This window comes from Synechococcus sp. WH 8016 (genome assembly GCF_000230675.1).
Lineage (GTDB): Bacteria > Cyanobacteriota > Cyanobacteriia > PCC-6307 > Cyanobiaceae > Synechococcus_C.
On record NZ_AGIK01000002.1, the window covers coordinates 135,327 to 149,120 of the forward strand.

Consider the following 13,794-nt stretch of genomic DNA (forward strand, 5'->3'; position numbering starts at 1 on the left):
GTCAGCGCATCGCGCGCAGACGCTGCCGGCGCAAGCGCTGCAACTCCTGCCCAAGCTCAGGGCCTGGCTGCCAACCCTGGGCCAAGAGATCCTTCGCAGTTTGGGGGGATGTGCAATGGCGCCAGCGCCCCCACCAACGCAACAACGGCCTTCGGTAAGGAGGGTTCTGACTCACCAGCAAGGCCACCGCTTCCGCTCCCCAGGCCTGCTGTTCCAAAGCATCACACCACTGCTCAGCCGTCCAGCTCTCCCACGCGTCCTGGACTAAACGGGCGTTAAGCCAAGCGCTGAGAGCCTGCATCTGCTGCAACCAGCGCTGCTGTTGCTGGGGCAATTGCAGCCGGGCCGCAAGTTCCAGCGGGTCAGCGGCTCCGGCTACAAGCGCTAGCAACAACGGCAGCTGCAGCCGCTGAGCCTGAAGCAAACGCCGAATCAAACGGGAATCAGCCTGGAGGGCAGGGTCCAGCAGCCTCAGAGCACCCCAGGACTGGAGAGCACGAAGGGCCGCTAGCCATGGTTCTTGGTCAAACAGCAGCTCCAATTCCATCCGCAGCCGCGTAGCGAGGGCGGGGGGAGCCGCAGCCGGTGGATCCCCATGGGTCCATGACCATGGCCAAGCCTCGAGCGTTTGATCGATCTGCTGCCGCGCCTCTGGTGCCAGGACAAACGCCAAGCGCGCGGCATACCGGCCAGCACGCACCACGCGCGTGGGGTCATCGGTCACGCTGGAGGCGTGCAAGAAGGCAAGTTCACGACGTGCAAGGTGGACCCGGCCGCCGTGCGGGTCCAAGAGCCAGGGCTCACCATGCCCTGACAGCGGTAGCTCCAAGGCCATCGCATTCACCGTGAAATCCCGACGCTCCAGATCTCGCTCCAAGGAGCCGCTCTCGACCAACGGGTTTTCGCCAGGAGCCGGGTAACGCTCTTGCCTCGCCGCAGCGAGATCGATCAGCACGCCATCGAAGGACAGCTCCGCTGTGCCGTAAGCAGCATGCACACGAACCTCCTCGACCCGCTGATCTCCGTAGTCCTGCTCAAGAGCCGCCGCAAACTCCGAAGCCGACCCCTCGATCACCAAATCCAAATCCGGCAACGTTCGCCATGGATCTCCTTGCTGATCGTGCAGCAAGGCATCACGCACAGCGCCGCCAACGAGGGCTAGTCGGGTGACTCCAGCGGGTGATGCGCTGGCCTGAAGTGCAGGCAAGAGCTGGACAGGAAGGCCTGGACGCTCCACCCGCTCAGCCTCCAGCAGGCTCGATAGGTGCCAAGCGCGGGTCGAGAATTTTGGGCCCCATGCCCGCAAATTTCACGGCAATCGACACCTTTTCACCACTGCCAAAGGTGTGGGTGATCTCCCCGACACCGAAGCTGGCATGGACCACCTGATCGCCCACACTCCAGCTTTTTCCAGGGGCCGGTCCGGCCTGGCGGCGACGCACGGCATTGGCGGGCGCTCCGGATGCTCCGCCAGAAGCCACCCGTTGGGAATCTTGGCGGTCAACACGTGTGAGTCGCTCCAAGCGCTGCTCACGGCGCAGCGCCGCTCCCCCGCTTTGAGGGACATCGCCCTGCACGAGACCTTCCGGCAATTCAGAAAGAAACACGCTGGGCATGGCTGGCTCGCGCATGCCGCCCCACAAGCGCCTCTCACTGGCGTGGGAGATGAATAAACGCTCTTTGGCCCGGGTGATGCCGACATAGCAAAGCCGGCGCTCCTCTTCGAGCGACGCAGGATCATCGAGGGAGCGATAGCTCGGGAACAAGCCCTGCTCCAAGCCAACCAGACAAACCACTGGAAATTCAAGTCCCTTGCTGCTGTGCAACGTCATCAAAGTGACCCTGTCGGCCGCCGTGTCCTTGCTGTCGGCATCACTGGCGAGCGCGGCGGAGGCCAGAAACCCCTCTAGATCGCCTTCATCATTTTCTTCCTGGTATTGAAGGCCTGCATTCACCAGCTCCTGCAGGTTGCGGCGGCGCTCCTCGGCCTCATCGGAACCGTCTGCGATCAACTCACTGACATAGCCGCTCTTCTCCATCACCTCTTGAATCAGTTCGGATGGAGTTGCCGCATGAGTGCGTTCCTTCAGGCTGTTGATCAATTCACAAAACTGCAGTAGCCCCCTGGCAGAACGACCGCCTAAGGAGCGCACCGCCTCGGGATCGCTCACCACGTCCCACAGCGGAATCCCCAGTTGATTGGCGGCGTCGGTCAAGCGCTGAATGGTGGTTTTACCAATCCCGCGCTTGGGCACATTGATCACGCGCAGCAGGCTGACGGTGTCGGCTGGATTAATGAGCAGGCGTAGGTAGCCCAAGAGGTCTTTGATCTCGCGACGGTCGTAGAAACGCAAGCCCCCAACCACCACATAAGGAATGCGCCAGCGCACCAGGGATTCTTCGATCGCTCGCGACTGGGCATTGGTGCGATACAGCACCGCCATGTCTTTCCAGCTGAGATCTGGATTGGCCGCCTCCATCATCCGCATCCGATGCACCACCGCTTCCGCTTCAGCGATTTCGTCATCACAGCGGGTGAGTGAAATCAATTCACCTTCACCACGCGTGGGACGAAGCACCTTATCGATCCGCTCGCTGTTATTGGAAATCAGGGCATTCGCAGCTTCTAAAATGGTGGCAGTGGAGCGATAATTCTCTTCTAATTTCACCATTGTGCGGGTGACATCGTCAGGAGCTTTGTCACCAAAATCGTCCTGAAACCCCATCAAAATGGTGAAATCTGCGGCACGAAAGCTGTAAATACTCTGATCCGCATCACCCACCACAAACACCGATCGGCCTGACCAATCTTCCACTGTTTGCGGCTCTTTTCCATCCGTTACCAGCAGCTTGATCAACTCATACTGAGTGCGATTTGTATCTTGATATTCATCAACTAGCACATGCCGAAACCGGCGATACCAATACCCGCGCACTTGCTCATTCTGCTGAAGCAACTGCACAGGAAGAAGCAGAAGATCATCAAAATCCAGGGCATTGTTCGCAGCCAAAGCCTTGCGATAGCGCCTATACACATCAGCGCTGAGCTTGCCCCGCTGCCCTTCAGCGTTGGCCTCTAAATCGTCAGGTGACCAGCCTTGATTTTTGGCATTACTAATCGCCCAACGTACTTTTTTGGGCTCAAAACGTTTTGGATCAAGCTGCAACTCTTGAGTCACAATCTCCTTTACCAAACTCTGAGCATCTGCCTCGTCATAAATGGAGAATTGCTTCGTCCAAGTGAGGCCTTCTGGATCCTTAAATTTATCAATATCGAAGCGCAACATCCGTGCAAACAAGGCATGGAAGGTGCCAATCCATAATTCTTTCGTGACCTCGCGATAAATCCGCGTGCGCAACTGACGCTGCTCCACGGGAGGGAGCGTGCTCCAGGGCTGACCGAATTGACTTTGAGCCAATCGCTGCGCGAGTAGCAGTTCCAACCGCTCTTTCATCTCTCTGGCGGCCTTATTGGTGAAGGTCACCGCCAAGATCTGAGCAGGATCGGCACCATGCTCACCGATCAAATGGGCAATCCGGTGGGTCAGCGCCCGGGTCTTGCCGCTCCCCGCTCCAGCAACCACCAGAAGAGGGCCTTCATGGTGATCAACAGCCCGCTTTTGGGCGTCATTCAGACCGGCAAGAAAACTCATCCGCTGATGGTATGCGAGCGATCTGACGAACTGGGAGCAGACGCCACCCACCAAGGAATCGCCAAAAGATATCCAGACACCACTTGTTGCAACACCGTCTTCAGCAAAGTTGATTCAACCAAAGCCGCCGCCAGCATGAACAACCAGCAACTCAACCCAACAAAGGACAGAACAGGGGCAGCCTGGCCAAATCTGGAGAAAAGACGCGTAAACCCCAGCCACAGCGCCCAAACCATCAGCAGAAAAGCGACAACGCCTTGATCCGCCAACACATGAAGAAAAGCGTTGTGAGCGTGGGGTATGCCACGTGGTGGATCCGGGAGGAACACCTGCTGAACGCACCGATCAGAGACACGGTCGTATCCATGCCCACCCAAAAAATCTTGCCATGAACGGGCCGACTCCGCGAGAAAACATCGCGCCACCTCAGCCCGACCGACATCACTGGGATCGCCCTTAGCGATAGGGCCTGATGGCCAGTACAACAACACGTTGAAGCACAGACCTCCCATCAGGAGAGCGGTCGCAAACGAGCGGGCATAGCGCACCACAACATCGCGGTGCCGCCAAGCCGCTTCGGTGAGGATCACAACCAAAAGGGGATAAGCAAAGGCTGCTCTCGAACCAGTAGCGAAAGCCATCACTAAACTAAGGATCCCTGAGATTGCAGCCAGCCAACGCAACAAGATGCGCCGCTCAAACCGCCAAAGGGAGTAACCAATCAGGCTGAATAAGCCAAATAAGTAGGCTGATCGATTAATGGTGATCCGCTGAATCCGAAGCGCCTCTTGAGGGAGCCAGTCGCGCAGTTGAGCCAAAGGGATCAGCTGAAGATTGCCGTTCAAGCGGTCCCATTCCACAAAAGGAAGACAAACCAGAACGACCGCAAGCAGACACCAAAAGGCAATGTTCCATTGCCGAGGGGTTTGCTGAAGCCCCGCAGCGCAGGCGAGCAACACCAAAACCAGATCCGTTGGCGCCGAAACCGTGAGTGGGTGGAACAGGGCACTCAAGCTGACCAGCAACACACCGATCAAAACTCCATACAACGGTGTCTTGGCAAGACGGCTGACCAATTTGAGCCCGCACCACAGGGCCAGAAGCCAGACCGTGACGGAGGGATCAGCGCTGCGTTCCCAAACAAACCCCAGAAGCGATAGGGGGATCAGGGCATCCAGCCAGGGCACGGCAACCCTTAAGCGCTCAACCAACACAGAACCAATCACTCTCCAATTGAACCAAGCCTGACAGATCCCTGTATGAACAAGAATGGTGACTTCTGAGCCTGAAATGGCTGTCCGCGCTCACCCACTGCTCGCAAAAGAAACAAGAAGCCAATCAGAGTCTGTGGAAAACACCAAGCATGCACATCACGACCATTCGTCAAAATCACTCTGACAAGAAAGCGATAAAAGGACGACTCAGGACGAACATTTTATAGTGCTTGAACGCCAGGAATCAAAAATCGTCTTACCCAATTGCCATATTTTCGAAAATGTTTTCGAAAATAAACGACTTCAATACATGCAATGGTCAAACAATAAATGCATTATCATAAACTTTCAACTATTAAAAACAGTAAGCAATCGAAAACGGATCCACACCACCATACCAATAACTAAATCCAAGGCAACACCCGCAAAGATCACCCCTAACCATTCGACTGGCTGAAGATAACGAGAAACAGCATCTCCAACTGCATACGTACCAGCCAAATACAAGAAAAAAGGAATGAACAGAATCAAGATCTTTAAACGCTTATTAGAGAAAGTGATTCCGCCAATCACCCCGAAAACTGCCGAAAAACCCATAGGTTTCAGATACAAAGAAGGAAAGAGATCTTTGGCGCCGCCAGAACTCGTGACCTGATCGCGTCCCATCCACCCAAAATATTGATTCATTTTGACCATTAAGGGGTATGCGGCATATTCATGTTTACGACCATTCTCATACAGAACCCTAAAAGAATGCATGTCCTTAACTCCAAAAAGACGCTTGAAATAATAAAATTTTCGCTCCATGCGCTCTTGAGTATTTGAGAGTTGCTCAGGCCAAAAAACTTGCGGATCTAAGCGTGGCTTATTAATGGAGGAAGACAACGCTATGCCAAATGTTTTCAGAGTAAACCATCCGAAACGAATTGGGTTGTGAAAAACAGCATCAGTCCAAAAAGCTCGTGAGACTTTAGAAAACTCCTTCTTATTCCCAACCAATTCCGCCCATTGAGGGCTAAAAGAAAGCGATTTACGCTTCTGTCTCAAACGCTTTTTATAAACTTTCACTTTCCAAGGATAATTATCACCATATGCTCGTGACTCAATGATTTGATCGCGCAAGAAAGATCGATAATGGGGATAGGGGTTACCTTCAAGACGAACCAATGGAAGTGATGAGCTCAAAGCCAACCAATCACCCTGAGAATTCTTGCCAACGGTAGAGAACAGCAAAAAAGAAAATGCCGCCAGAAAAGCAGAAATTTTTGTCCACATCCATCTGCGTGGATCATGATGCGTAAGGAAAAGACCGATGACACATCCCAACCAGATAAAGCGACTCGAACCCTTCATCCCTGCAAGAAGTGAAAAAGCAATCATTAGTGCTACCAATCCATGACGGCTTCTCACAATTGAAGGAGTCAGCAGCAACGCTACAACAAGAATAAAAGATGTAAGCTGCAACGACTCAGCAATAAATTCATGTTCATACCAAATCGTCCTGGGCCATAAGCTACAAATTAGGCCAACAAATGGAACTACTAACCTGGGCCGTTTGACTACTTGAGCACAACTCCATCCAATCCCCAAAATCGACAAAAGGCCAAGACAATGCTGAATCAATGGGACTGAATACCATGGAGGGATAGGCAAGACAGAAGTAAAGAACAAGAAAATTGGGTAAAACCATCTGCGCTTTTCATTTAAATCAAAAAGAACATTATTATTCCAAAACAGGCTCGTGAATTCATAATAAGAACCACTATCGGCTCCAAAATATCCTTGAGGGATCGCTGCAATTAACAAGGCTCTCACTAAAAAGCCAACGACTATTGCAGGTGCAACTAAAAGCAGAAGCTGCTTAAATGATACCGGCCTTACAGAGAAGAACCACGCCCACATCTTCATTGGAAAATACAAAGGCTGCGGTCGTACAATAGACGTATCAGCTGATCAACGACATGAAAGCTTCTATCGTTATCCCTTGTTACAACGAAAAAGACGCCATAAGAGGCACGTTAGAAGAAATATTTCACAGTCTTGACAAATCACAGGCGAGCGATATCGATGTAATTGTTGTCAATGATGGGTCATCAGATGGCTCCGAACATGTATTAAATTCCATACAACAAGAGTTCAAAACCTACCCTCTCACAATCGTTCACCACAAGCGAAACCGCGGATACGGTGCTTCACTAAAAACTGGCATTCGAAAAAGCCATAGCGAATATATTTGCATCACTGATGCTGATGGCACATATCCCAATAACAGGATTTTAGAGCTAATAAACAAAACCCTGGAAAAGGAACTTGATATGCTAGTTGGCGCTCGAATAGGAGCAGATGTTAGCTACTCCAAAGTTCGCTCTATCCCCAAAATGATACTTGTGCCATGGGTATCATTTCTATGTGGCTCTGATGTGCCCGACATGAATTCAGGGCTAAGGGTTTTTCGGCGCGAGCTTGCACTTGAATTCCTTAAGCTGCTTCCAGACGGATTTAGCTTTACAACAACAATCACTATTTGCCTTTTCAGGAATAAATACATGGTGGAGTATGTACCTATTAGCTATACAAGACGTATAGGGAAGAGCCACATTAAGCCAATTAAGGACACCCTACGTTTCACTCAACTAATACTTAGAACAGGCATGTATTTTGCCCCCTTGAGACTTCTTTCTCCACTCTTCATAGGCCTAGCGATTTTATTCGTTTTGAGCGGGATTTACGACATTGCAGTCCTTAGCAACTTAACCGAAAAAACATTACTTTTCGGATTTACAAGCCTCAACATATTAATGTTTGCGTTATTAGCTGACATGATAGACAAACGGAATTGAATCCTTAAAATTTCTATCTTCGCTTAAAACTGCTGCAAACACTTCACACTGTCCCTTCCATTGGCTTGCGACAAAGAATCAAAAACTGATTATTAATAATCCCTCAGCCTGACAACAAAAGGAGGCAACATTTTCGAAGCGATATCAACTACTACCATCATGAAACATATGAAGGCTAATGGCACTAATGGCTGAGAATAGCGTGGTATAAAATGACTAAACAGTGCATAAAACAGGAAATACCCAATTGGAACAATTGAAACGATCAACCAAGACTTACGCTTCTCCAAAAAGTACAACAATGGAGAAGCTAGTAAAGCTAAAAATGATAAAATATTCAAAATAACGTCACCCCAACCTTCGGGACGAACAGCCCAGATTCCTCTCCACGCCAAAGGGAAAGATATGATCAGATGCTGAAGAGGGTTAGCCAATATTCTTGATAAAGCCTCCCGCTTTCGCAGTGAGTTTGATAAGTTCATGGACAGGGGCTCGGCTCGCTTTCCACGTATATAAAAAGACCTTACATCCTGATATCGACCTTCATCTAAGGCTTGAGAATCACAAAGTAATTTTCGATTAAAAACATCAAGAATCTTTCCACATGAATGATCTTGGCTTTCGAGACCCATTATTGGCCCTAACAGATCATCACGAATGGGTTTAGGAGAAAATGAATAAAAAGCATTTCTAAACTGCAAAGGTGACATCTGATTAAAAACTGAGCGTATCAATAACACATCTCCCCCGCCTCTGGAAATCACAGAACGCCCGAATTCAATTCGATTCCGAATAACCCAAGGAGAAACGACAACTGCGAAACCCAAAGAAAACAAAAACAGATTCATGAAAAATTTAGTTCGAGCAGAAGGCAATAATGTTAGAACAACTGGGATACAAATAACTGCAACATAAGCTCCACTTTGCTTAGTCATCACTAAAAGTCCAAATGAAATCCCTGACATAAGGATCCAACCTAAACGTAGATTTTTCACCATTACCAGCGCTACAAGAGCTAGAAGTACCATGAAAAAAGCAGCTGGTAGCTCAGTATCTAAAGTATTCATCTCACCAGCAATAAACTGCTCATTCACAAGAGCAATTAAAGGGAAAGATATAGTATTTGCCATCCAAGCTGGAGCAACAAGCATTAAAGTCAAAACCCATAAACTAATCATTAGTCCCAATGCATAAATTATATTAACCTGCTTAGCGACCAGAAGAAGCTCAGATGGAAACTCATCTTTTCCCGAATAATTCAATAAGTCAGCATTAAACAAAGAAGCATACTTTAGCTGGAAAGCAAGAATAAAATTGGGAATAGGCTCCCGTCTAAACCCAGCTATAACATCATTTGTGACTCCCTTCTCACTATAAACACCATGCTTGACTAGATTTAAGCCAGTACGTAAGTTCTGTGAAGCATCATCGCCGATCCCTGATGGATCAATGATCTGAAAGTCTAGATGAGCGCAATAAACAATAAAAGAAATAATTAAAAAAAATAAAATCAGATTTAATCTCTTTTTCATCGGCATAATAAAATCTTTAGGACTTGCATCGTCGAGCCATTTCATTATACATTCAGCTGGCTACTGCTAAGACAATCCAGGTAAAAATAAGGCGAGTGCTTCACAAGCTACAGCATCGATCGAGGAAGTATTCGGTTGGAACTTGAAATTACAAACCAAAACTCAGAAGACTTTTACGAAAAGCAAGAAGCGGTTACAAATAAATAGACCAGAAAACTTATCCCTTCTTCCTAAAGTTTTTTTTGCCATTGAACCAACCAATTAGTTTACATCAAAACCAAATTCGTTGTACAGGAAGTTAGCCAATGGCTTACATCGAAACTTTCAATTAAGTCGTCTCTGCGCTGTAGTTGAAGATATATTTTAGACTCCTACCTTATTGAGGGATAGATTGATCCCGCCCAACACCATGCTCGAATAAAGAGCCCAGAAATCAAAAGACTGAAATAAACATCTGTCATATAAATCCTTTATTTTCTGCTACAACCGATCGCATACACGGCAATATCACCTCGCCCAAAGATCTATCATTGAATTAAAACAGGCATCTACCATGACAGCTATCTGCTTCTCCCTGATCATCTGTTCTCTCTATTCATTCAATACAACAGGACATTTAAGAAGCCTTTATAGTGCCTATTTTTAAATTTCGAACTACATATGTAATCGACAAATTCCCTACAAAATCTTATGTCAAGGCGCTGCTTTCACCATCGCTTTTGAAGGTATAGTCTTCTTCGCCGAATCCATGAATCACTTGATGGCACTTGGCCTTTATTGGGCTGTTGCAATGAATCCAATTAAATCCCCCCGGGCAGATGCATATCTAAAACGAGAATGCACTTCGAATCTCCACTGACACTCAAGACTTTACTCTGTTAAATGAAATATTTGCTTATGAATGAGTCCAATTGAAATCATTAAACACTCTTTCTCTTGGATTTGTTTAGCGAGAAGTCTCAATCACCTGCCTCAATAAATCTGATACTTGATGTAAATGATGGTCAATGGTGAAGCACTCCTGAACTCTTCTGCGACCACAACTTCCTAGCCGTGCCGCCAGCTCCGGATCCTCAATCAACCGAGTAATCGCCCTAGCCATAGCAGCCACATCTCCCTCATCCACAAGGAAGCCGCTCTCGCCCTCTAACACCACCTCTGGAATCCCCGCATGACGAGTCGCAACCACAGGCAAACCACTCAGCTGGGCCTCCATCACGGCCACAGGACTCCCTTCGCTGTCGCCATCAGATGCCACCAAAGAATGCTGCACAAATCCACGCACATCGCGCATCAGCATTGCAATCTCTTCCTGCGTTCGCAGACCCAAAAAGTGAACATATTCTTGCAACGCGAGAGACTGAACCAAAGACTTGGCTTCTCCCAGCAAAGGGCCTTCCCCCACCATCCAAAGATGCGGCTGCTCCTCCACAGACACTCCGGCAGAGTGGATGAGTGAAAAAGCGCGGATCGTATGGAGCGGACCCTTCTTTTCAACGAAACGACCCACGGCAAGGAAGACCGGCGGAGTGTTCTCCGGAGCACTGCCCTTGAACAAGGCAGTATTTGCTCCAGACGGACTAATGAGCAGACGATCTTGTCGAGCCCCAAGGGTCTCTAGCGTTTGGGCCATTGGCTTCGACTTCACCACCACACCAGCAGCAATACAAAGCAAACGGCGATACCTGTCACGCAGCAGGCCCAAACGAGCGTGGGCGGAAGCATCCGATCCTCGGAAATGCACCACCAAAGGCACACCTGTCCAGGAACACGCCTCCATCACTCTTACAGCTTCAAACCCAAACTCCACCATCACCGCTTTGGGGCGATGCTGACGAATCAAACCCAAGGTCACGATGGCTGCGGGCCAGCTTGCAAGACGGAACCATCTCAGGCGTGTCAACACCTTACTGATCAAAATCGCCAATCCGTAAGCCAATCGCCAAGGACTTTTAAGGGGGCGCTCATCACCAAAAAAAGCCGTCAGTTCAAACGGCAAACCCTGAAGATTGGCACGAACAAATGTTTCACTAGCGGCGCGACGGGTCGGCGCCAAAACCAGCAGCTTGTGCTGAGATGCCGTGGGAGCTGTCATCAGGGGTTGGGTAGTGCTAAAACCGAACGCCAGAGGGGCTCCACCACACTCCAATCAAGCGAACACAACTTCTCCTTTGAGGCAGCACCTTGACGCTCGCGCAGAGGCAAATCCAACATCAGCTTCTCGAGCGCCTTAGAAAAAGCGCGCCAGTCATCCCGTGGGACCACAAAGCCGTGCTCTCCATGGGTCACCATTTCCAGGGGGCCTGGCGACGCGTCACTCACCACCGAAGGCAGACCAGCCGCCATCGCCTCAAGCAGCGCATTAGGCATACCTTCAAACCGTGATGGAAGGGCGAAAATCGCAGCTTGCTGCATAAACGTAAGTGGATCGGTGCGGAAGCCAGCAAAGCTGACCACCTCAGCAATACCCAGAGAGAGAGCCTGATTCTCCAAGGCTGTTCGTTCTGGGCCATCGCCCACCAATGTGATGCTCCATCCGTTGCGGCAGTGCAAGGGCAAGGCGGCAAACGCCTGCAAAAGCACATCCAATCCTTTCTGAGGAACCAAACGAGCAACTGCCAAAATCTGGAGTGTTCGTTCTGGTGTTGGCCCATCACTAGATCGAGATAACGATGCGGGCAGAGGATTGGGGAGCAATTCCAGGCGTTGCCAGTCGCCCATGGAGCGAAGAGCCTCAATCACTCCCTTGGTATTGGCCGTCACCACATCAGCTCGCCGGTAGTACACCTTGCGAAAGCGACTCCAAAGACGCTCAAGGGTCTGCCTATGTGGATCATTGCGCTCAGAAACCACCAAATGCACGGGCTGATCCCAAACAGCAGCGCAACAAAGAATATTAGTTTTAGTGAGCAGAGCTAAGACCCGTTTTGGACGCTTCTCCACAATCTCCTGGCGCAAACGCTTGGAGCGATATCCCGCCAGCCATGGCATCCCTAGACGCAGCAATTGGCTTGCCCAATTATCACTATCCGGATGCATTTGATGCTCAATCAACGGCCACGATGCTGCAATCGCTAAAAGGAAAAAGATCCTTAGAAGCTTGAGAACTTGGGCCAAAACAAATCTTCGACTGCGCGCTTTCAACGATCGATTCGAGACGTCGCGAAACCAAGGATGAATATCTGGTTCAAGATCAAACACCTCCACACCTGAGGGGATTTTCTGCTTGATGGGATGGCTATGTCGAAGGGACAACACACGAACGCGAAACCCCTGAGAAACAAAATGCTCAGCAGCTAGCAGACCAACCTTCTGTGCACCTCCGGCGCCGAGATGAGGAAGTACAACCCAGAGATCATCCATGGCTCAGCGGTCGCAGAGCCTCTAGAAAATCATGCCGGAGACGTTCAGAGGAAAACCTTTCACGCACCGCTATTGCTTCACGACCCAGTGCCATGCACCGCCGAGGATCATTCAGTAGTTCTCGGATAGCCATGACCCAATCGTCGCTGGTTGCATCTTCGGGCAACAACAGACCATTAACCTCGTGTTGGATTAATTCAGCAGGACCCGTCAAGCAGTCGCTAGCGACACAAGCACACCCTGCAGCCATCGCCTCAAGCAGCACGTTTGGGAAACCTTCAAAACGAGATGGCAGAACAAACACAGTGGTCCGTGAATACCAGCGTGACATGTTTCCAACTGTTCCCGGGAGCAAGAAGCGTTGCTGAAGGTTCGGATCGTCTCCCAACAGCCCCCGCAACCAGCCTTGCTGATCGCGACCGTGATAGATCCCTTGGGATACACCAGGCAGAGCCAAGTGAAGGGTGGGGTGTTCTCCAGCCAACGTCTTGAAGACGGGCATCAGCTTGTCAAAACCTTTCTGCATCGCTTTGGTGCCAACTCCCATAAGTAAGGGAGCATCGGCATCAATCCAGTGATCAGGATCGACACGAGGCTCACGATCAGGGAAAGGCCAAGCTACGGGGTTCGGCAGAAGCAGCTGACGACGCACACCACAGTGATCACGCAACCACAAGCCGGTGATCTTTGTTTGCACTAAATGAAGGTCTGCCCAGGGGTAGGTCAGACGCCGCAACCAGCGCCACGGCAAAAGCGGTGGTTTAGCGGGGGGATAATTCCGTTCAGACACAATGCAACGAATCTGCAAGCCGAAACAGGCCAAAAGCAGCTTCACCGACGGAAGCGTGGTCACACCAACCGCTAGATGACATCTCTGTTGCCGTAGAAGCTGGCGTAGCTGATAAACCCTCAGGGGAAAAGCAACCCACCCAAGCCGATCCAATGCAGCAGGCAAAAGAGGCTCAAAACAACGGCGCACTCCTTGAGGTAATGGATAGACATCAAGATCAGCCGTCTGACGTGTAATCACTACCACGTCCCACCCAGCTTCCCTGCACCAAGCTGCCCAACGCAAAAGGACTCTTTCCGCCCCTCCCAGCTTGAGCGAGTCGATGCTAAAAGCGATTCGAATCGATTCCATTAGTAGAACTCTAATGGGCGAAGTAAACTAAAATACAATTTTTATTTAAAA

The 13,794-nt window shown here is 50.0% G+C and carries 9 protein-coding genes; 1 reads left to right on the forward strand and 8 read right to left on the reverse strand.

All coding sequences use genetic code 11. The annotated features are described in order from the left end of the window. Window position 1 precedes the first annotated feature (1 nt). The 4 genes from SYN8016DRAFT_RS07560 to SYN8016DRAFT_RS15020 all read right to left on the reverse strand — a co-directional run bounded on the left by SYN8016DRAFT_RS07560 (window position 2) and on the right by SYN8016DRAFT_RS15020 (window position 6,775). Window positions 2-1,237 (reverse strand): CCA tRNA nucleotidyltransferase, encoded by a 1,236-nt coding sequence (locus tag SYN8016DRAFT_RS07560; RefSeq protein ID WP_006853754.1) that lies wholly within the window; start codon window positions 1,235-1,237, stop codon window positions 2-4. 4 nt (window positions 1,238-1,241) lie between these two features. Next, window positions 1,242-3,653: a UvrD-helicase domain-containing protein gene (locus SYN8016DRAFT_RS07565; RefSeq protein ID WP_006853755.1), complete on the reverse strand. Its 2,412-nt coding sequence runs from the start codon at window positions 3,651-3,653 to the stop codon at window positions 1,242-1,244. Next, window positions 3,650-4,879, reverse strand: a complete 1,230-nt coding sequence (locus tag SYN8016DRAFT_RS07570) for an O-antigen ligase (protein ID WP_006853756.1) — start codon at window positions 4,877-4,879, stop codon at window positions 3,650-3,652. The genes SYN8016DRAFT_RS07565 and SYN8016DRAFT_RS07570 overlap by 4 nt, the downstream gene beginning before the upstream one ends. A gap of 336 nt (window positions 4,880-5,215) precedes the next feature. Beyond that, entirely contained in the window at window positions 5,216-6,775 is a 1,560-nt protein-coding gene (locus tag SYN8016DRAFT_RS15020; RefSeq protein ID WP_006853757.1) for a hypothetical protein, read from the reverse strand. A gap of 53 nt (window positions 6,776-6,828) precedes the next feature. On the opposite strand from SYN8016DRAFT_RS15020, the gene SYN8016DRAFT_RS07580 reads away from it, so the two are divergent. Beyond that, window positions 6,829-7,707, forward strand: a complete 879-nt coding sequence (locus tag SYN8016DRAFT_RS07580; protein ID WP_006853758.1) for a glycosyltransferase family 2 protein — start codon at window positions 6,829-6,831, stop codon at window positions 7,705-7,707. Window positions 7,708-7,799: 92 nt separating this feature from the next. Here SYN8016DRAFT_RS07580 and SYN8016DRAFT_RS07585 read toward each other — a convergent pair whose 3' ends face one another. The 4 genes from SYN8016DRAFT_RS07585 to SYN8016DRAFT_RS07600 all read right to left on the reverse strand — a co-directional run bounded on the left by SYN8016DRAFT_RS07585 (window position 7,800) and on the right by SYN8016DRAFT_RS07600 (window position 13,743). After that, window positions 7,800-9,284, reverse strand: coding sequence for a hypothetical protein (locus SYN8016DRAFT_RS07585; protein WP_006853759.1), 1,485 nt, complete (start codon window positions 9,282-9,284; stop codon window positions 7,800-7,802). Between the two features lie 901 nt (window positions 9,285-10,185). Then, window positions 10,186-11,334 (reverse strand): glycosyltransferase, encoded by a 1,149-nt coding sequence (locus tag SYN8016DRAFT_RS07590; protein WP_006853760.1) that lies wholly within the window; start codon window positions 11,332-11,334, stop codon window positions 10,186-10,188. After that, the gene (locus tag SYN8016DRAFT_RS07595; protein ID WP_006853761.1) at window positions 11,334-12,602 is read right to left on the reverse strand and encodes a glycosyltransferase; all 1,269 of its coding nucleotides are present in this window, start codon (window positions 12,600-12,602) and stop codon (window positions 11,334-11,336) included. Before SYN8016DRAFT_RS07595 ends, SYN8016DRAFT_RS07590 begins: the two co-directional genes overlap by 1 nt. Further along, the gene (locus SYN8016DRAFT_RS07600) at window positions 12,595-13,743 is read right to left on the reverse strand and encodes a glycosyltransferase (RefSeq protein WP_006853762.1); all 1,149 of its coding nucleotides are present in this window, start codon (window positions 13,741-13,743) and stop codon (window positions 12,595-12,597) included. The genes SYN8016DRAFT_RS07595 and SYN8016DRAFT_RS07600 overlap by 8 nt, the downstream gene beginning before the upstream one ends. Between the last annotated feature and the right edge of the window lie 51 nt (window positions 13,744-13,794).